Origin of the sequence: Streptomyces sp. YS415, from assembly GCF_023544665.1 — a bacterium.
Lineage (GTDB): Bacteria > Actinomycetota > Actinomycetes > Streptomycetales > Streptomycetaceae > Streptomyces.
Window position 1 is genome coordinate 82,292 of record NZ_JAMJFL010000023.1, and the last position, 18,703, is coordinate 100,994.

The following is an 18,703-nucleotide window of genomic DNA, read 5'->3' on the forward strand; positions in this document are numbered from 1 at the left end:
TTCGACGCGTAGGAACAGCCCGGACAAGGGCCCCGCCCGGGGTGACGGCGTGTCATGTCTGGCATATGGCACGTGTGTTACGTCCGTGCAGGGCCCTTGTGCAATTCCTGTGGAAGCCTCAATCTTTCGGCGGGTGCCCGAGTCCGCACGGGACGCTAGTTGACATGATCACGCCTATTCGGGCGGGCTCCGGCGTGCCTGCACCACCCCCCACCAGCGCACCACCGATTGAGGAGGATCCCTCAGATGGCAGTGATGCGTTCTACCCGGCGAAGACTGGCCGCGATCAGCGTGGCGGCCTCCGCGGTCCTGACCGCGGGCCTCGTCTCCGCCCTCCCCGCCGGCGCCGCCCCGACCGCCGACGAGGGCCGCGTCCAGTACGCGGGCGCGGCCAACGCCGTGGCCGAGAGCTACATCGTGACCCTGAAGCCGGAGGCCCGCGCCGCTTCCGCCGAGGGCCGGGCGCTCGCCAAGAAGTACGGCGCCGACATCGAGCGCACCTACACCAAGGCGCTCAACGGCTACGCAGTCGACGCCTCCGCGGCCGAGGCGAAGAAGTTCGCCGCCGACCCGGCGGTCGCCTCCGTCGTGCAGAACCGTACCTTCAGCATCACCGCGACCCAGCCGAACCCGCCCTCCTGGGGCCTGGACCGGGTCGACCAGCGCAACCTCCCGCTGAACAGCTCGTACACCTACCCGGACACCGCCGGGCAGGGCGTGACCGCGTACGTCATCGACACCGGCGTCCGCATCACCCACAGCGACTTCGGCGGCCGTGCCTCCTACGGCTACGACGCCGTCGACAACGACAACACCGCCCAGGACGGCCACGGCCACGGCACGCACGTCGCGGGCACGGTCGCCGGCACCGCCTACGGCGTCGCCAAGAAGGCGCGGGTCGTCGGCGTCCGGGTGCTGAACAACTCCGGTTCCGGTACGACCGCGCAGGTCGTCGCCGGCATCGACTGGGTCGCCCGGAACGCCGTCAAGCCGGCCGTCGCCAACATGTCCCTCGGGGGCGGGGCGGACACCGCGATCGACACCGCGGTCCGCAACGCCATCGCCTCCGGCGTCACCTTCGCGGTGGCGGCGGGCAACGAGTCCACGAACGCCTCGACCCGCTCCCCCGCCCGCGTGACGGAGGCCATCACGGTCGGCGCCACGACGTCGTCGGACGCCAGGGCCAGCTACTCCAACTACGGCACGGTCCTCGACCTGTTCGCCCCGGGCTCGTCCATCACCTCGGCGTGGAGCACCAGCGACACCGCCACCAACACCATCTCCGGTACGTCGATGGCGACCCCGCACGTAGCGGGCGCGGCGGCGCTCCACCTGGCGGCCAACCCCGCGGCCACCCCCGCGCAGGTCGCCTCGGCCCTGACGACCGCGGCCACCCCGAACGTCGTCACCAGCCCCGGCACCGGCTCACCCAACCGGCTGCTCTACGTCGGCGGCGGCACCACCGACCCGCCCGGGCCGCGGTTCGAGAACACCGGTGACTACGCGATCAGCGACAACGCCACGGTCGAGTCCCCGGTGACCGTGTCCGGCGTCTCCGGCAACGCGCCCTCCGCGCTGGCGGTCCCGGTCACCATCGTGCACACCTACATCGGTGACCTCCAGGTCCAGCTGATCGCCCCCGACGGCACGGCCTACACGCTCAAGGCCTACGGCACCGGCGGCAGCGCGGACAACATCAACACCACGTACACGGTGAACGCCTCCTCCGAGGCCGCCAACGGCACGTGGAAGCTCAGGGTCAGCGACAACGCCAATTACGACACCGGGCGGATCGACGCCTGGGCGCTCCAGTTCTGACGCTCTACCGATCGCCGCACTCGTCCTCGTCGCAAGGCCCGGGATCCGTCACCCGGCCGGCGACGGGGACGAGTCGCGTCTGCCGCCGCCCGAGTGCGCCCGCCGAGACAGCCCGATCAGCCGGTTGACCGACTGGATCGTCCCCTTTGCGACTCGCGTTCCGCCGCCGCCCCCACCGCGCTTACCATGCGCGTGCATTCCGTCGTACGTCAGTGCTGCGCCGCCCGGCCTCGCCGCCCGAACCAGGAGCACGGTCCTCGTGTCGATACCCCCGCCCCCTGGGCCCTACCAGCCACCAGGGCCCCAGGACCCCGCGGGACCCCAGGGGCCGTACCCGCCGGGCCCGTACGCGCCGTACCCCTACCACCCCTACCACCCCTACGGCCGCCCGGCGCCCGTGAACGGCGTCGCGATCGCCGCCCTGGTCCTCGGCATCCTCTGCTTCCTGCCGGCCGTCGGCCTGGTCCTCGGCCTGGTGGCGCTCGCGCAGATCAGGAAGAAGGGCGAGCGCGGCAGGGGAATGGCGATCGCCGGTTCCGTGCTGTCGTCGGTCGGGCTCGCGCTGTGGACGGTGACGCTGTCCACCGGGATCGCCTCCGACGTCTGGGAGGGCTTCAAGGACGCGGCGAGCGAGAACGGCACGGCCTACGCGCTCGCGAAGGGCGACTGCTTCGACTCCCCGTCCGGCTCCCTGGAGGGCGCCACCTACGACGTGGAGGAGGTGCCGTGCGCGGGCCGCCACGACGGGGAGGTGTTCGCCGTGATCACCCTGCCCGCCGGACGGTTCCCGGGCGACGACTCGGTGACCCGCACCGCCGAGGACGAGTGCTACGCGCTGGAAGCCGAGTACGCCATGGACCCCTGGGCCGTCCCGGACGACGCGGGCGTCTCCTATCTCGTCCCGACCAGCCAGAGCTGGCGCTTCGGCGACCGCGAGATCACCTGCCTGTTCGGCAGCACCGAAGACAGGGGGACCCTCACCGGCTCGCTGCGCAACGACGAGACGACCCTCGACGCGGACCAACTCGCCTTCCTCAAGGCGATGAAGGCCGTGGATGACGTGCTCTACGAGGAGCCGGAGGACTACCCCGAGGACGACCTGCCGGTCAACCAGGACTGGGCGGCGGACGTCGAGGCCGTGCTCGGTGAGCAGGTCGAGGCCCTGGAGGGACACGGCTGGCCGTCCGCGGCCGAGGAGCCGGTCGACGATCTGGTCGCGGAGATGAAGGACGCCCGCACGGCCTGGGAGAAGGCGGCCACCACCGAGGACGCCGACACCTTCTACGAGCACTACGAAGCCGGCTGGGAGTATGTCGACGGCCCCACCACCGTCACCGCGCGCGAGGCTCTGGGCCTCGCCACCACCGTGCCGTCCCACGACGGGGAGTACGACACCGGGGGCGACGGCCCCGGCAGCGGGGAACTCGATGTGTGATCGCGGCTATAGCGGGGAGAAAGTGCCTGCGTAAAGGGTGCTGTGGGCAGAAGTCATCACATCGAGTGATTCTCTGGCCTTTGCTTGCATGGCACAACCCACGGTTGCCACGCTGTTGCTGTCTGTACAACCTGATGGGAGCGGCCAGTGACATTCGGTGAGCAGCCGGCGTACCTGCGTGTCGCGGGTGATCTCCGCAAGAAGATCGCCGACGGTTCGCTGCCACCGCACACCCGCCTCCCGTCCCAGGCGCGGATCCGCGAGGAGTACGGCGTATCGGACACCGTCGCCCTGGAGGCGCGCAAGGTGCTGATGGCCGAGGGGCTGGTCGAGGGCCGCTCCGGCTCCGGGACGTATGTGCGCGAGCGGCCGGTGCCCCGCCGGATCGCCCGCTCCGGGTTCCGCCCCACCGGCGGGGCCACGCCGTTCCGGCAGGAGCAGGCCGACGGCGAGGCGCGCGGCACCTGGGAGTCCAGCAGCGAGCAGGCCGAGGCGAGCGTGGCGGTCGCCGAGCGGCTCGCCATCAAGCCCGGCGACCGGGTCATGTGCACCCGCTATCTGTTCCGGGAGGCAGGCGAGGCGATGATGCTCTCCACCTCCTGGGAGCCCCTCGCGGTCACCGGCCGCACCCCGGTGATGCTGCCCGAGGAGGGCCCGCTCGGCGGCATGGGTGTCGTCGAGCGGATGCGCGCCATCGACGTCATCGTCGACAACGTCACCGAGGAGGTCGGCGCCCGCCCCGGCCTCGCCGAGGAACTGCACGCCCTCGGCGGTGTCCCCGGCCATGTCGTCGTCGTCATCCAGCGCACCTACTACGCCTCCGGCCGCCCCGTGGAGACTGCCGATGTGGTCGTCCCCGCCGACCGCTACCGCATCGCCTACCACCTGCCCGTGAAGTAGCGCACAACCCCGAGGCAGTTGCCCCCGGCACCGACCCAACCGGGGCCCCTTCCACGGGGGTTGGAATCTGGTCGTTCTCGCAGGTCGTCCCCGATGTGCCCGGTATGCCGCTGACTTGATGCGTCGGCGCGCACGGAGGGCGCATTGGGCGACGTGCGCCCCCTGCGTCCTGGCCGGTTGCGTACCTCTTTGTGAAAAGCCGTATTCGCTCCGTAAAGGTTAGGCGTAGGCTCGGGCATATGCGGATTGCGGTTTCCTTAGCGGGCGGGGCACGGCACAGGCCGCGAGCGGGACTCGGGCCCGATGCGGGAAGGAGCGGCGGGGCGTGATGAACGACAGCACGATCACTCTTCCCTGGCTCGTCATACGACAGGACGACAACGGCAATCGGTACCGCGTGGGCCGGTACGCGACCCGGGCCGAGGCGCAGAAGATCGCGGACAGCCTCGACTCCCGCGGCCACAAGCAGCTCTACTGGGTCGAGCGCATCGCCCAGGGAGGCACCGAGACCGCCGACTGAGGCGCGCCCGCGGTTCCCGTAGGCTCCGGCGCATGACGGAACCGATCGTGGTGGTGGGAGCCGCCCTCCTGGACGACTGCCGCCTCCTCGCCGCCCGCCGCAGCGCCCCGCCCGAGCTCGCCGGCCGCTGGGAACTCCCCGGCGGCAAGGTGGAACCGGGTGAGACCCCGCAGGCGGCCCTGGTCCGCGAACTGCGCGAGGAGCTCGGCGTGGAAACGGAACCGCTGGAGCGGGTCCCGGGCGAGTGGCCGCTGCGCGACCCGTACGTGCTGCACGTCTGGACGGCCCGCCTCCTCCCGGGCTCCCCGGCCCCGAAGCCGCTCCAGGACCACGACGGCCTGCGCTGGCTGACCCCCGCGGACCTGTGGACCGTGGAGTGGCTGACCCAGGACGCCCCCGCGGTGCAGGAAATCGAACGGCGACTGAAGCGTGCCCAGGAGCGCGGAGCTTCCTGAAGGCGCGGCTCCGCCGCACGGGCACGACAAGCCGCACCGGCGATACAGCCTCGCAAAATTCGGGTATGTGCCCATTAACCCTGTGAAATAGGACACGCTGCCCGGGAAGTGATCGGTGTGATCGACACCGAAGGCGACTGCGTCGAGTGGACCTTCTCCGCCGAACCGGGCGCCGTGCGTGCCGCCCGCTCCGCCGTCCGCGGCCGACTGCACGACTGGGGCCTGGACTGCCTCACCGACATCGCGGCCCTCCTGGTCAGTGAACTGGTCACCAACGCCCTGCGGCACGCCACCGGCCCGATCGGCGTCCGCCTGGTCCGCCCCGCCAGGCTCGGCGTCCTGCTGGTCGAGGTCTCCGACCCGATCCCCGACTTCCCGCGCGAACGGATCGCGGCCCCCGAGGACGAGAGCGGCCGAGGCCTCCAGTTGGTCGCCCACTCCTCGCGCCGCTGGGGTACCCGCCCCGGGGGCGCCGGCAAGACGGTCTGGTTCGAGCTCGCGGTGCCCTGAGACCCGTACGAACGCTGTACGGCCGACCCGGCCCTGTAGACGACTGGTTCAGGCCACTGGCGGTTGTCGGAGTCGGTGATTCGACTGCGTGTCGGCTGGTTAGAAGACTGGAAGTGTTTCCGCGGTCCGGTCCAAAAACGATCGGGAACGTGCTGTGATCGTGAACACCGTGTTGTGCGGCGCCGTAGTGCTGGATACTGCGGGCAGCCGCCTCCGGTGACCGGTGCCGGACGCGGTGAGCTGGAGGGGACGGTTCGCGTGAGCGAGATACCAGCGAAGGCCACGGAGTCCGAGGACCCGTCGGGCGGCGCGAAGGCGGTGGCCGCGGCCGCCGACAGGGGCGCCGCAGCCGATGCCGCGCGCGCCTCCGGCGACGAACCGGCCTCCGACGGCATGTGGCAGAGCAGCCCGCCCGGCTCCATGTACGACTACATCCGGGTCGCCTCCTTCTCCATCGGCCCCGACGGTCTCGTCGAGCAGTGGAGCCTGCGCGCCGAGCAGCTCTTCGGCATCCCTGCCCAGCGCGCCGTCGGGATGGATCCCATCGCGGCGTTCATCGACCCCGACCGGCGCGAGCAGGGCCATCGCAAGATGGCCGAGATCCTGGACGGCCGGGAGTGGACCGGGGTCGTCCCCTTCCGCAAGCCGGACGAGGCGACCGGCGGCCGGGGCGAGGAGGCGCTCGCCGAGGTCTACGTCATGCCGACGCGGACCGAGGAGGGCGAGAAGGCGGCCGTCTGCATCGTCGTCGACGTGCGCACCCTGCGCAGGATCGAGACCGACCTCGCCGCCTCGCAGGCCATATTCGGCCAATCTCCCTTCGGCTTCCTGCTGATCGACACCGACCTTCAGGTGCGCCGCGCCAACCAGCGGTTCGCCTCGCTCTTCGGCGGCACCCCCGACGACCATCGCGGCAAGGGCGTCCACGACTACCTGCCCAGGCCGGAGGCCGACCGGGTCACCGCCACCCTGCGCCGGGTCCTGGAGACCGGCGAGTCCATCACGGACATGCACGTCACCGGCTTCCTGCCCGGCTCCGACGAGCGCCGGCACTGGTCCGTCAACCTCTACCGGGTGCACAGCGGCTCGGGCCGGCCCATCGGCATCGCCTGGCTCGGCACCGACATCACCGCCCGCCGGGCCGCCGCCCGCGAGGCCGCCGCGGCACGGCGCAACCTCGCCCTGCTCAACGAGGCCGGTGCCCGGATCGGGAACTCCCTCGACCTGGAGACCACGGCCCGCGAACTGCTCGACGTCGTCGTTCCCGGCTTCTGCGACCTGGCCACGGTCGACCTCTACCAGGGCCTGCTGGCCGGCGACGAGACCCCGCCCGGGCTCGCCGACGGCAGTGCGGAACTGCGCCGGGTGGCCTTCGCCAGCGCGGTATCCGACGCGCCCTTCGTCGGCGGCGGCGCGGCGGTCGCGGTCGGCGCGGTCCACCACTACCCCTTCAACTCCCCGTGCGCGGACGCCCTGCGCACCGCCCGCCCGCGGTCCGTGCCCGCCGAGGAGGGCGGCCTCGTGCAGTCCACGCTGGCCGTGCCGATGGTCGCCCACGACACCGTCGTAGGGCTCGCGCAGTTCTCCCGGACCAAGGGCAGCGAGCCCTTCGGGGACCGGGACCGGGATCTGGCGGTGGAGCTGGCGGCGCGGGCGGCGGTGTGCATCGACAACGCCCGGCTGTACCGCAGGGAGCACGAGCGGGCGCTGATGCTGCAACGGTCCCTGCTGCCGCCCGGCGACCCGGTCGCCTCCGGCCTGGACATCGCCTGCCGCTATCTGCCGGGGGCCTCCTCCGCGGACCGGCCGAGCGAGGTGGGCGGCGACTGGTTCGACGTGATCGAACTGCCGGGCCACCGGACGGCGTTGGTGGTCGGGGACGTGATGGGCCGCGGTCTGCGGGCCGCGGTGGCCATGGGCGAACTCCGCTCGGCCGTACGCACCTTGGCCCTGCTGGACCTGGAACCGGCGGAAGTGCTCAGCGCGCTGGACGAGATCGCGCGGGGCCTCGGCGCGCCGGGAGGGGTCCAGCAGGCGACCCGCGCCGCCCGCCGCCCCCGCGAGGCCGACCTGTCCGAGGTGTACCTGGCGACCTGCGTGTACGCGGTCTACGACTCGGTGACCCGCCGCTGCACCTTCGCCAACGCGGGCCATCTGCCGCCCGTCCTGGTCGAGCCGGGCGAGGACGCGCTGATGCTGGACGTACCGCCGGGCATGCCGCTCGGTGTGGGCGGGGAGCCCTTCGAGGAGGTGGAGGTCGAACTCCCCGAAGGCGCGCTGCTGGCGCTCTACACGGATGGACTGGTCGAAAGTCGCGATCACCCCCTGGACGAGGGCCTGCAAGCCTTCGTCGGCGCCCTGACGGATCCTTCCAGCCCCCTGGAGGACGTCTGCGACCACGTCCTCAACACCCTCGACACCCACCACGGCGAGGACGACATCGCCCTGCTCATGGCCCGGGTCCAGGGTCTGCCCGCCGACTCGGTCGGCGACTGGACGCTGCCGCGCGAGCCGCGCAGCGTGGGCCGGGCCCGTGAGCACGCCCGCCGCCGGCTCCAGAGCTGGGACCTGGAGCCGCTGGTCGACACGGCGGAACTCCTGGTCAGCGAGCTGGTGACGAACGCCCTGCGCTACGGCGAGGGCGACATCCGTCTCCGCCTCCTCCTCGACCGCACCCTGGTCTGCGAGGTGTGGGACGCGGGCTTGGTCCAGCCCCGCCGCCGCAGGGCCCGTGACACGGACGAGGGCGGCCGGGGCCTGCAACTGGTGGGCCTGCTGAGCGCGGCCTGGGGCTCCCGCCGGACCCCCCGCGGCAAGACGGTCTGGTTCGAACTCCCGCTTCCCGACGGCGAAACAGGCCTCACGGACCCGGCGGAGGCCCTGCTGAGCCTCTTCTGACACTCACGCACGGGGGCCTGGTGTCGGGTCGTCGTGAGCCGGTTATGTGCGGCGGGTGTGGGTGCGGGGGCCGCCGAAGCTTGCGGGTGTCGGGGTGGGTGGACGGGTGGGGGTGCGTGCGTCCTGGTCCGCCAGGTCACGGGCCCGGCGCGCCAGGGCGTCGGCGGTGAGGAGGTCGGTCAGGCCCGGGGTGGCGGCGAGGAGGCGCCGGGCCTCCGCCAGCCGGGTGCGGGGGATGCAGCCCACCGCGGCCCGGTGCGTGGCGACGTGGTCCTCCGCGGCGCCGGCGGAGCTGTGCGCCAGGAGTGCCGCGGCCGTCGACAGAACCCCGGCCCGCCCGTCCGCGACCGGCACCACACCCCGCACGATCCGCCGCAGCGCCTCCATCGGGTCGTACGGCCCCCCGGTCACCTCTTCCCGTACGTCCGCCAGGACACCGTCGGCATGGCTGATCCGGACGTCGGACCGGCCCCCGGGGGCGCTCGCCGCCCGTTCCCGCGCCCCGGCGATCTCGGCCTCCCCGCCGGTCAGCGCGGGCGCGACGAGCCCCGCCGCGGTCGCCAGCTCCGCCGCCCGGCGCTCGACGCCGTCGATGAACACGGCGGCCTGGGCGACGGCTCCCTCGGCGGCCCGGAGATTCCGCACTGCCCGCTCCGTCTCGCCCAGGTCCGCGCCCTGCCGAGCCTCGTTGAGCCGGGAGGTCGCGAACACGAGCCGGTCCTTGGCCCGCTCGACGTACCCCGACACATCGGCCCCGGCCGCGGGCCCGTACCGCTCGCCGAGCTCGCCGAGCGTGGTGTCCGCACTTGCCGTACGGGCGGTCAGTTCCCTGAACCGGGCCTCGGCGACCTCCAGCGCGCCGCCCACACCCGCCTCCAGGCCCCGCAGCTGATCGAACCCGGCCGCCTCCGCGTCCAGCCGCCGCCCCGCCTCCTCGCACCGCCCGACGATCCCCGCGAGCACCTGCCGCCGCCGGGCCTCGTCCTCCGGGACGCCGTCGTCGTAGCGCTGCCGCATGCGGAAGGCGGAGGCGAGCTCGGTCTCGGCGTCGCGCAGGGCCCGCGCCCAGGGCGCGACGGCCTCGGAGCCCGCCAGGGCCTCGGCGAAGGAGAGCTCCTCCCGGCTGGTGCGCACCCAGTCGTCGGCGTCGACGAGGAGTGCCCGTGCCCGTTCGTCGAGGTCACCGAGGGGCGGACCGGCCGCCCGGACGGGCTCACCGCCAGGCGTGGTCCGGGTGCGCGCCCGCCGGGTGCGCCGCACATAGCCGTACCCGGCGACCGCGACGGCGGCCACGGCCGCGACGAGCGGCAGCACGAGGTCCCCGGCGGAGGAGTCGTCCGGCGCCTGCTGGGCGGAGGCGCTCGCGACGGGCCGCTCCGAGCCGACCGCAACCGGAGCGTCCGGCCCCGACGTCATCCCCGGCGACGCCGGCCACGCCACGGCGATCAGTACACCCAGCACGGCATGCATCACCAGCACGGATATGCGCCCGGTGGCCCGCCGGGGCCGGCCCCGGATCAAGGATGAGGTCACCTTTCGGAGCGTATGAGCAGGAATGCGACCACGCGACCGGGGCCGCCGGGGTGGACGGCGAGGACACGAACAGGGGACGCCAGTGGAAGAGCGAGAGTCGAAGCAGGACCAGGCCCCAGAAAACCCCCCGGAGCCCGCACCCGACCCGGAGCCCACGCCCCCTCCCGCACCCACCCCCGATCCTGCCCCCGACGAAGCTGACGCCCCGGCCGGGCGCCGGAGGCGGTGGCGTCGCGCGGTCCGGCGTACCGCCCTCGCTCTCCTGGTAGTCCTGCTTCTGCCCGTGCTCACCGCTGCCCTCGCCCTTCGCCTGAACTACTCGGGCGACCCGGAGGACGGCACATACACACGCAACCGTGACGCCATCTGGCTCGGGCACGCCTGGGTCGACGGGCGCAAGCGCGACGCGGACGTCACCGCCCTCGTGCGGCGACTGGACACCACCGGCATCCGGGATCTCTACGTCCACGCCGGACCCCTGAACCACGACGGCACGCTCCCGGCGAGCAAGTACCCCCGAGCGCGCTGGTTCCTGGACGCCATGCGGCGCGAAGCGCCCAGCGTGCGCGTCCAGGCCTGGCTCGGGGACCGGCTCGCCAGTGAGAGCCCGGACGGCCTGCGCCTGGAGGACCCGGGCACCCGCGCGGCCGTCGTCACCTCCACCCGCCGGATCCTCGCCGCCGGCTTCGAAGGCGCCCACTTCGACCTGGAACCCCTCCACTCCGGCGACCAGGACTACCTCACCCTCCTCGACGCCCTCCGCGAGGAGACCCGCGCCCGGGACGTCCCGCTCTCCGTCGCCGCCCACCGGATCGACCCCCTCCCCGCCCTCCACTCGGTCGCCGGCTTCCTCACCGGGCACCCCAAGTGGTGGTCGCAGGACTTCTTCGGCGAGGTCGCGCGCAGGGTCGACCAGATCGCGGTCATGTCGTACGACACCGCCCTGCCGCTGGAGAGCCTGTACGGCGGCTACGTGGCCCAGCAGACCTCGCTCGCCCTGGAGGTCACCCCGCCCACCACCGACCTGCTGATGGGCCTGCCCTTCTTCCACGAGAGCGACGTCGGCCACCACGAATCCGCCGAGACCGTCTCCGCCGCCGTGCGCGGCACCCGCCTCGGCCTGTCCCGCACCGACCCGGACCGGGAGCGCTTCGGCGTTGCGCTGTACGTGGACTTCGCGGCGAAGGAGGCGGACTGGACGGCGTACCGGCGCGGCTGGGTGAGGTGAACATGTCGTGACCGGAACGTCATATGTGATTTAACTCGACGCACCGTTCTGTTTGTTGTGGAGCGGCTGTGAGCGCCCATACCGTCCACCAATGCGAACGCTAATCACCAGCAAGGCTGCTCGACGGGCCCTGCGTCCGATCGTTCAGCTGATCGACCAGCGCATCGAGCGAGAGGTCCGCCGCCATGTCGAGATCGCCTCGAAGGACGCGCTCCAGAAGGAACTGAGAACCCTGCGCAACCGCCAGCGCCCCCTGGAGCTGTTCTTCGACGGGACCGGGCGGGGCGCGTCCCGGCTCCCCTCGGCGCCCCATCTCAACACCACGATCTCCGAGCTGGAGCAGGTCACCGGCGCCGACCGGCAGGCCTGCGAGCGCACGGTCGCCCAGGCGTTCCGGCTGCTCATCGCGATGGAGGCGCTCGGCGTCGGACGGATCGCGGGCGGCACGATGAACATCGTCGGCAAGCTCTCCGCGGTACCGCTGCTCGACCCCCCGAACGACGAGATCCTCGAGATCGGCACCCTGTACGGGATGTTCGGCGCCGCGCTCATCCGGATGTCCGAGCGTGCCGGGCGGGCGCCGAGCCTGACCATCGTCGACCCGCTCGCCGGGACCCAGCTCCAGCCCGGCGCCACCATGGGCAGCGACGCCTCCGGCACGCCGGTCAACCTGGCCGCCGTGCGCACCAATCTGAGCCTCGCCGGAGCGGCCGGTGCCGCCGCCCGCATCCAGCCGGGCTTCTCCGAGGACCCGGAGGTCAGGGCCCTGGTCTCGGACCGCTCCTACGGCGTGGTCATCGTCGACGGCGACCACTCCGCCGCCGGTGTCGCCGCCGACCTGGAGTGGGCGGAGCGCATCGTCGCGCCGGGCGGGATCGTCGTACTCGACGATTTCGGGCACCCCAAGTGGCCCGGGATCAAGGAGGCGTTCGAGAAGCACATGATCACGGACACCCGGTTCAGGTTCCTGGGCCAGGTGACGCACTCGGGGTACCTGCGGGCCTCAGCCTGACCCGGACCGCCTGCGGATCTTCGACCTCAGCCAGACCAGCGGGTCGTACTTGCGGTCCACGGCGCGTTCCTTCAGCGGGATCAGCGCATTGTCCGTGATCTTGATGCCCTCGGGGCAGACCTCCGTACAGCATTTGGTGATGTTGCAGTAACCGAGGCCGTGTTCGTCCTGGGCGGTGCTCTTGCGGTCCAGGCCGGACTCGGCGGCGGCGTCCAGCGGGTGCATGTCCAGCTCCGCCACCCGCATCAGGAAGCGCGGCCCGGCGAACGCCTGCTTGTTCTCCTCGTGGTCGCGGACCACGTGGCAGGTGTCCTGGCACAGGAAGCACTCGATGCACTTGCGGAACTCCTGCGAGCGGTCCACGTCCTCCTGCATCATCCGGTACTCGCCGGGGCCGAGCCCCTCGGGCGGCACGAAGGCCGGGATCTCGCGCGCCTTGGTGTAGTTGAAGCCGACGTCCGTGACGAGATCGCGGACCACCGGGAAGGCGCGCAGGGGAGTGACGGTGATCGTCTCCTCCCGGTCGAACACCGACATCCGCGTCATGCACATCAGCCGCGGCCGGCCGTTGATCTCCGCCGAGCACGAACCGCACTTGCCCGCCTTGCAGTTCCAGCGGACGGCGAGATCCGGGGTCTGGGTGGACTGCAGGCGGTGGATGATGTCCAGCACCACCTCGCCGTCGTTCACCTCGATCCTGAAGTCCTCGAGTCCGCCGCCGCCGGCGTCACCCCGCCACACCTTGAAGCGGGCCTCGTAGCTGCTCACTCGTACAGCTCCTCTTCGGCGAGGTACTTGACCAGCTCCTCCTTGTCGAAGAGGGCGAGCAGGTCGGGTCGGATGGGGTCGGTGTGCTCGCGGCTGAGGTCGATCTGGCCGCGTTCGGCGTCGGTCGCCGCGAGACCGCCGGTGGGGTCGGCCAGCCGGCACAGCAGGTTGACGTTGCGCCAGGTGCGCTCCATGCCCGGATGGTCCTCGCGGGTGTGGCCGCCGCGCGACTCGGTGCGCTCCAGCGCGGCCCGCGCCACGCACTCGCTGACCAGCAGCATGTTCCGGAGGTCCAGGGCGAGGTGCCAGCCCGGGTTGAACTGCCGGTGCCCCTCGACCCCGGCCCGCCGGGCCCGGACCCGCAGCTCGGCCAGCTTCTCCAGCGCGTGCGCCATCTCGCCCTCGCGGCGGATGATGCCGACCAGGTCGTTCATGGTCTGCTGGAGTTCCTGGTGCAGGGTGTACGGGTTCTCCGGCGCGGCCTCGTCCGGGCTCTCCGCGGAGAAGGGGCGCAGCGCCTCGGCCGCCGCGGTGTCGACCTGGGCGTCGTCCACCTCGGGGCGCTCGAAGGCGAGGCCCGCCGCGTACTCGGCCGCGTGCCAGCCCGCCCGGCGCCCGAAGACCAGCAGGTCGGAGAGCGAGTTGCCGCCGAGCCGGTTGGAGCCGTGCATCCCGCCCGCGACCTCACCGGCCGCGAACAGCCCCGGCACCCCGCGGGCGGCCGCCGTGTCGGACTCGACCGCGATCCCGCCCATCACGTAGTGACAGGTCGGCCCGACCTCCATCGCCTCCGCCGTGATGTCCACGTCCGCCAGCTCCTTGAACTGGTGGTACATGGACGGCAGCCGGCGCTTGATCACCTCGGCGGGCATCCGCGTCGAGACGTCCAGGAAGACCCCGCCGTGCGGGGAGCCGCGGCCCGCCTTCACCTCGGAGTTGATCGCGCGGGCCACCTCGTCGCGGGGGAGCAGCTCGGGGGGACGCCGGTTGTTGTCCGGGTCCTCGTACCAGCGGTCGCCCTCCTCCTCGGACTCGGCGTACTTCTCCTTGAAGACGTCCGGGACGTAGTCGAACATGAACCGCTTGCCCTCGGAGTTCCGCAGCACCCCGCCGTCGCCGCGGACGGACTCCGTGACGAGGATGCCCTTGACCGAGGGCGGCCAGACCATGCCCGTCGGGTGGAACTGCACGAACTCCATGTTCAGCAGCGGCGCCCCCGCGAGCAGCGCCAGCGCGTGGCCGTCGCCGGTGTACTCCCACGAGTTCGACGTCACCTTGAAGGACTTGCCGATGCCACCGGTGGCGATCACCACGGAGGGCGCTTCCAGGACGAAGAAGCGGCCGGTCTCCCGGTCGTAGGCGAAGACGCCCGACACACGAGGGCCTTCCTTGAGCACCCTGGTGACCGTGCACTCCTGGAAGACCTTCAGCCGGGACTCGTAGTCGCCGGTCTCCTTGAAGTCCTGCTGCTGCAAGGACACGATCTTCTGCTGCAGCGTGCGGATGAGCTCCAGGCCGGTGCGGTCGCCGACGTGTGCGAGCCGCGGGTACTCGTGGCCGCCGAAGTTGCGCTGGGAGATCCGGCCGTCCTTCGTACGGTCGAACAGTGCGCCCCAGGTCTCCAGCTCCCACACCCGGTCGGGGGCCTCCTGCGCGTGCAGTTCGGCCATCCGCCACTGGTTGAGGAACTTGCCGCCGCGCATGGTGTCGCGGAAGTGGACCTGCCAGTTGTCGTGCTGGTTGGCGTTGGCCATGGCGGCGGCGATGCCGCCCTCGGCCATCACCGTGTGCGCCTTGCCGAACAGCGACTTGCAGATCACCGCGGTACGGGCGCCCCGCTCGCGCGCCTCGATGGCCGCCCGCAGGCCCGCGCCCCCGGCGCCGACCACGACGACGTCCCACTCCTGCCGGTCCACCACGGACATCAGAACAACCTCGGATCGTCGAAGGCACCGGATGCGACGAGATAGACGTAGAAGTCGGCGAGCGCCACGCTCACCAACGACGACCAGGCGAGCAGCATGTGCCGGGCGTTGAGCTTCCCGACCCACTGCCACATCCGGTACCGCACGGGGTGCTGGGAGAAGTGCTTGAGCTTGCCGCCGACGATGTGCCGGCAGGAATGGCAGGAGATCGTGTACGCCCAGATCAGCACGATGTTGACGAGGAACACCAGGGTGCCGAGACCCATGTGGCCCCACTCGTAGTGCTCGTCGCGGAAGGTGAGCACGGTGTCGTACGTCAGGATTCCGGCGACCGGGATCGCGGCGTAGAAGAAGTACCGGTGGATGTTCTGCAGGATCAGCGGGAAACGGGTCTCACCGGAGTACTTCTTGTGCGGCTCGGCCACCGCGCAGGCCGGTGGGGAGGCCCAGAAGCCCCGGTAGTAGGCCTTGCGGTAGTAGTAGCAGGTCAGCCGGAAGCCGAGCGGGAAGATCAGGATGAGCACGGCGGGCGAGAGGCCCCACCAGCTGCCGAAGATCTCCCAGTTGGGGCCGTTGCGCATCGGCTCGCAGTTCTCCGCGAGACAGGGGGAGTAGAACGGCGAGACGTAGGGCGCCGCGTAGTAGTCGGCGTTGGCGAACGCGCGCCAGGTCGAGTAGACGATGAACGCCAGCAGACCGGCCGCGGTGGCGGCGGGCGCCAGCCACCAGCGGTCGGTCCGCAGATGCGGGGCGGCGATCGCGGCGCGCGTACCGCCGCGTACACCGCCGCTGTTCAGATGGGGTTCCGTACCAGTGGCCAACGTTTGACTCCGGTCGGTTCGGGTTCAGGGGGCTCGTCGGTCCCGGGCGCCTAGACCCTCGTCGTCCGTGTCGATCCACAGAGAGTCGTCGTACGGGGTGTCGGGGATGGTGACGAGATCGGGGCGCTGCTGTGCCGCGGGGGCGGCGGCCGCCGCGCGCAGCAGGGCCACGCTCTCGCGCAGGTGATCGCAGTCGGTGCGGACGCGGCGGATGTCCAGACCGCCGTTTCCGAGCTGCTGTTCCAGGCGGCTCACCGACCTGTTCAGGTCGTCGAGGCACCGCTGCAGTGCTGTCAGGTCGTCGTGCACGGACATGACGTGACCTCGCTTCCGTCGGCCGTACGGCCGTGGGTGGCAACGTTCATGCGCCTGCGAGTGTTGCGCGTCACACCTGTCGCTGTGAAGGGACGTGCACCGATTGGCCGAGGCGCATAGGTGCATCGCGTGGTGCGTTGCGCCGCACGGGTGGGGTTCCCGGCGTGGCTCGCCGTGTCGCGGCCCGTTGCCGAACCCTTTCCTCTTCAGTGGCCGCATAGATGTGATCAGCTCCATATACCGCCAAAAGTGATCATAACCCCCGCGGCTCACGGAGGTAAGCAGAGATGTCCGAACAGCCACGACGCGCCCGCAGACAACCGATGGCCCCGCACGGCCTTTCCCGCGGAGCGCTGCGCTCGGTCATCTTCCTCACCGCGGGCGCGCTCGCGGTGACCGCTCTGGCCGGCTGCGCCTCCGAGGACCCCGCGGGCAAGCCGCTCGCCGGGCCGGACATCGCCCCCGCCGCCCGCCCCCTGGTCGCCGACGGCGGCACCCTGCGCTGGGCCGTGGACTCCGTGCCGGAGACCCTGAACACCTTCCAGGCCGACGCCGACGCCACCACCACCCGGGTCGCCCAGGCCGTACTGCCGTCGATGTTCCGCCTGGACGAGCGGGGGCGGCCGGAGCTGAACCCCGACTACCTGGAGTCCGCGAAGGTCGTCGGGACCGAGCCCCGGCAGGTCGTGCTGTACAAGCTGAACCAGCAGGCCGTCTGGAGCGACGGCCGGGAGATCGGCGCCGCCGACTTCGCCGCCCAGTGGCGCGCCCTGTCCGGCAAGGAGTCCGCGTACTGGACCGCGCGCAACGCCGGCTACGAGCGCATCGAGCGGATCGAGCGCGGCGCCAACGACCTGGAGGTCAAGGTCACCTTCGCCCGGCCCTACGCCGACTGGCGCTCGCTGTTCTCGCCGCTGTACCCGAAGGACGTCATGGGCACCCCGGACGCCTTCAACGACGGCGCCCGCCGCAAGCTCAAGGTCACCGCCGGACCCTTCGCCGTGAAGAAGGTCGACCGCAAGGACGACGAGATCACCCTCACCCGCAACCCGCGCTGGTGGGGCAGCCAGGCCAAGCTGGACGAGATCGTGCTGCGCGCGGTGCCCCGCGACAAGCGGGCCGCGGCGCTGGCCGCCGGCGCGCTCGACCTGGCCGAGATCGACCCCGAGACGGTCCACCGGATCGGGCTCGCCGCCCGCTCCGGAAGCAAGGGCGCCGGCACCCCGCTCCAGGGTGCCGCGCCCCTGTCCGCCCCCGGCAGCGAGGAGATCGCCGCCGACGCCCTGCACTCCTGGGCGGTGGCCCACGGCTCCGACGGGAAGGCGGCCGAGAAGGAGACCGGCGCGCGCAAGAAGGAGCGCCGGCTGCAGGCCCTGCGCGACGTCGAGGTGCGCCGCTCGCTGGAGCCCGCCTACACCCAGCTCGCCCTCAACGGCGCCGACGGTCCGCTCGCCGACGAGCGGGTGCGCCGGGCGGTGGCCCGCGCGCTGGACCGCAAGGAGCTCGCCGGGGCCGTCCTGAAGCCGCTGGGGCTGCCCGCGGAGCCCGTCGGCAGCCATCTGGCGCTCGCCGGGCAGGCCGCCTACGCCGACAACAGCGGCGCGCTGGGCGGCCAGGACACCGCGGAGGCCCAGGCGCTGCTCGCGGACGCCGGGTGGGTGCCCGGTGGACCGGTGAAGCGGAAGAAGAACGAGAAGGCCGCCGGCGCCGAGGGCGAGAAGGACGCCGGGAAGAAGAAGGAGAAGGGGCAGGAGAAGGAGTCGGAGGGCGGTGACGACGGCACCTACATCGTGGGTGACGACGACAAGGCGCCCGCCGAGGCCGACCGGGAGAAGAAGCGGCACGAGCTGAAGCAGGGCGGGGCGCCGGGCGCGTACGCCCCGAAGGGCACGGCGGCCCCCGCGGGCGCCGCCGCCGGGGCGCTGGCCAAGGACGGCAAGGCGCTGACGCTGCGCTTCGTGCTTCCCTCGGGCCCCGGCTCTCGGACGCTGCAGACGGTCGCGGAGCGCATCCGGCGCATGCTGGACCGGGTCGGCATCAGCACGGAGCTGTCCAAGGTCTCGGACGAGAGCTACTTCAAGGACCACATCGCCTCCGGCGAGTACGACCTGGCGCTGTACTCCTGGCCGGCCTCCGCCTTCCCGGCCACCGACGCCCGCCCGATCTACGCCAAGCCCGTCCCGGCCGCCGACGGCTCCCTGAACGTCGAGCAGAACTACACCCGGGTGGGCACCGACCAGGTGGACCAGCTGTTCGACCAAGCTGTCTCCACCCTGAACGAGGGCGAAACGAAGAGCCTCATCCGCAAGGCGGACTCGAGAATCTGGGCCGCGGCCGGGTCGATCCCGCTCTACCAGCGCCCCCAGCTGACGGCGGCCCGGAAGAACCTGGCCAACGCGGGTGCCTTCGGCTTCCAGACGCCGGTCTACGAGGACATGGGCTTCCTGGAGAAGGGCGCTCGGCCTGCGGCGGGCCCGTCGAAGAAGTAAGGGCGACTGAGAAGTAAGGGCGACTGAGAAGTAAGGGCGACTGAGAAGTAAGGGCGACTTTTCGGGGCCGGCGGCC

General features: G+C 71.8%; 15 protein-coding genes. 10 read left to right on the forward strand and 5 right to left on the reverse strand.

Annotated features, from left to right (window positions below):
• Window positions 1-246: 246 nt before the first annotated feature.
• From M8H82_RS26020 to M8H82_RS26050, 7 genes are all read left to right on the forward strand, one after another.
• A complete protein-coding gene (locus tag M8H82_RS26020; protein WP_250077462.1) occupies window positions 247-1,818 on the forward strand; it encodes a S8 family peptidase in 1,572 nt (523 codons plus the stop codon).
• 259 nt (window positions 1,819-2,077) lie between these two features.
• Window positions 2,078-3,253, forward strand: a complete 1,176-nt coding sequence (locus M8H82_RS26025; RefSeq protein ID WP_250077463.1) for a DUF4190 domain-containing protein — start codon at window positions 2,078-2,080, stop codon at window positions 3,251-3,253.
• A gap of 147 nt (window positions 3,254-3,400) precedes the next feature.
• A complete protein-coding gene (locus tag M8H82_RS26030) occupies window positions 3,401-4,153 on the forward strand; it encodes a GntR family transcriptional regulator (protein ID WP_250077464.1) in 753 nt (250 codons plus the stop codon).
• Window positions 4,154-4,481: 328 nt separating this feature from the next.
• Window positions 4,482-4,673 carry an SPOR domain-containing protein gene (locus tag M8H82_RS26035; RefSeq protein WP_250077465.1) on the forward strand — a complete coding sequence of 64 codons (192 nt, stop codon included), beginning with the start codon at window positions 4,482-4,484 and terminating at the stop codon, window positions 4,671-4,673.
• A gap of 32 nt (window positions 4,674-4,705) precedes the next feature.
• Entirely contained in the window at window positions 4,706-5,128 is a 423-nt protein-coding gene (locus tag M8H82_RS26040) for a (deoxy)nucleoside triphosphate pyrophosphohydrolase (RefSeq protein ID WP_250077466.1), read from the forward strand.
• Between the two features lie 117 nt (window positions 5,129-5,245).
• On the forward strand, window positions 5,246-5,638 hold the full coding sequence (locus M8H82_RS26045; protein WP_374211696.1) for an ATP-binding protein: 393 nt from the start codon (window positions 5,246-5,248) through the stop codon (window positions 5,636-5,638).
• Between the two features lie 258 nt (window positions 5,639-5,896).
• Window positions 5,897-8,536: a SpoIIE family protein phosphatase gene (locus M8H82_RS26050; protein WP_250077467.1), complete on the forward strand. Its 2,640-nt coding sequence runs from the start codon at window positions 5,897-5,899 to the stop codon at window positions 8,534-8,536.
• 42 nt (window positions 8,537-8,578) lie between these two features.
• On the opposite strand, the gene M8H82_RS26055 is transcribed toward M8H82_RS26050, so the two are convergent.
• Window positions 8,579-10,069 carry a hypothetical protein gene (locus tag M8H82_RS26055; protein WP_250077468.1) on the reverse strand — a complete coding sequence of 497 codons (1,491 nt, stop codon included), beginning with the start codon at window positions 10,067-10,069 and terminating at the stop codon, window positions 8,579-8,581.
• Between the two features lie 22 nt (window positions 10,070-10,091).
• Between M8H82_RS26055 and M8H82_RS26060 the strand changes: the two genes are divergently transcribed.
• Window positions 10,092-11,297 (forward strand): glycoside hydrolase family 18 protein, encoded by a 1,206-nt coding sequence (locus M8H82_RS26060; protein ID WP_250077469.1) that lies wholly within the window; start codon window positions 10,092-10,094, stop codon window positions 11,295-11,297.
• A gap of 91 nt (window positions 11,298-11,388) precedes the next feature.
• The gene (locus M8H82_RS26065) at window positions 11,389-12,309 is read left to right on the forward strand and encodes a class I SAM-dependent methyltransferase (protein WP_250077470.1); all 921 of its coding nucleotides are present in this window, start codon (window positions 11,389-11,391) and stop codon (window positions 12,307-12,309) included.
• Here M8H82_RS26065 and M8H82_RS26070 read toward each other — a convergent pair.
• The 4 genes from M8H82_RS26070 to M8H82_RS26085 are packed head-to-tail and all read right to left on the reverse strand — an operon-like array spanning window position 12,301 to window position 16,138.
• Complete coding sequence (locus M8H82_RS26070; RefSeq protein WP_250077471.1) at window positions 12,301-13,077, reverse strand: succinate dehydrogenase/fumarate reductase iron-sulfur subunit; 777 nt, start codon at window positions 13,075-13,077, stop codon at window positions 12,301-12,303. The genes M8H82_RS26065 and M8H82_RS26070 overlap by 9 nt on opposite strands.
• Window positions 13,074-15,002: a fumarate reductase/succinate dehydrogenase flavoprotein subunit gene (locus M8H82_RS26075; protein ID WP_250077472.1), complete on the reverse strand. Its 1,929-nt coding sequence runs from the start codon at window positions 15,000-15,002 to the stop codon at window positions 13,074-13,076. The genes M8H82_RS26070 and M8H82_RS26075 overlap by 4 nt, the downstream gene beginning before the upstream one ends.
• A complete protein-coding gene (locus M8H82_RS26080; protein ID WP_250077473.1) occupies window positions 15,002-15,823 on the reverse strand; it encodes a hypothetical protein in 822 nt (273 codons plus the stop codon). The genes M8H82_RS26075 and M8H82_RS26080 overlap by 1 nt, the downstream gene beginning before the upstream one ends.
• 24 nt (window positions 15,824-15,847) lie before the next feature.
• On the reverse strand, window positions 15,848-16,138 hold the full coding sequence (locus M8H82_RS26085) for a hypothetical protein (RefSeq protein ID WP_250077474.1): 291 nt from the start codon (window positions 16,136-16,138) through the stop codon (window positions 15,848-15,850).
• Window positions 16,139-16,461: 323 nt separating this feature from the next.
• Here M8H82_RS26085 and M8H82_RS26090 point away from each other — a divergent pair, with 323 nt between their 5' ends.
• The gene (locus M8H82_RS26090) at window positions 16,462-18,627 is read left to right on the forward strand and encodes an ABC transporter family substrate-binding protein (RefSeq protein ID WP_250077495.1); all 2,166 of its coding nucleotides are present in this window, start codon (window positions 16,462-16,464) and stop codon (window positions 18,625-18,627) included.
• Window positions 18,628-18,703: the final 76 nt, after the last annotated feature.

What these genes read in the sequence shown, in the direction of transcription:
- M8H82_RS26060 (WP_250077469.1), top strand. Translation starts at nt 10,092, where the DNA reads ATGCGACCACGCGACCGGGGCCGCCGGGGTGGACGGCGAGGACACGAA.
- M8H82_RS26075 (WP_250077472.1), bottom strand. Translation starts at nt 15,002, where the DNA reads ATGTCCGTGGTGGACCGGCAGGAGTGGGACGTCGTCGTGGTCGGCGCC.
- M8H82_RS26035 (WP_250077465.1), top strand. Translation starts at nt 4,482, where the DNA reads ATGAACGACAGCACGATCACTCTTCCCTGGCTCGTCATACGACAGGAC.
- M8H82_RS26085 (WP_250077474.1), bottom strand. Translation starts at nt 16,138, where the DNA reads ATGTCCGTGCACGACGACCTGACAGCACTGCAGCGGTGCCTCGACGAC.
- M8H82_RS26040 (WP_250077466.1), top strand. Translation starts at nt 4,706, where the DNA reads ATGACGGAACCGATCGTGGTGGTGGGAGCCGCCCTCCTGGACGACTGC.
- M8H82_RS26020 (WP_250077462.1), top strand. Translation starts at nt 247, where the DNA reads ATGGCAGTGATGCGTTCTACCCGGCGAAGACTGGCCGCGATCAGCGTG.
- M8H82_RS26090 (WP_250077495.1), top strand. Translation starts at nt 16,462, where the DNA reads ATGGCCCCGCACGGCCTTTCCCGCGGAGCGCTGCGCTCGGTCATCTTC.
- M8H82_RS26065 (WP_250077470.1), top strand. Translation starts at nt 11,389, where the DNA reads ATGCGAACGCTAATCACCAGCAAGGCTGCTCGACGGGCCCTGCGTCCG.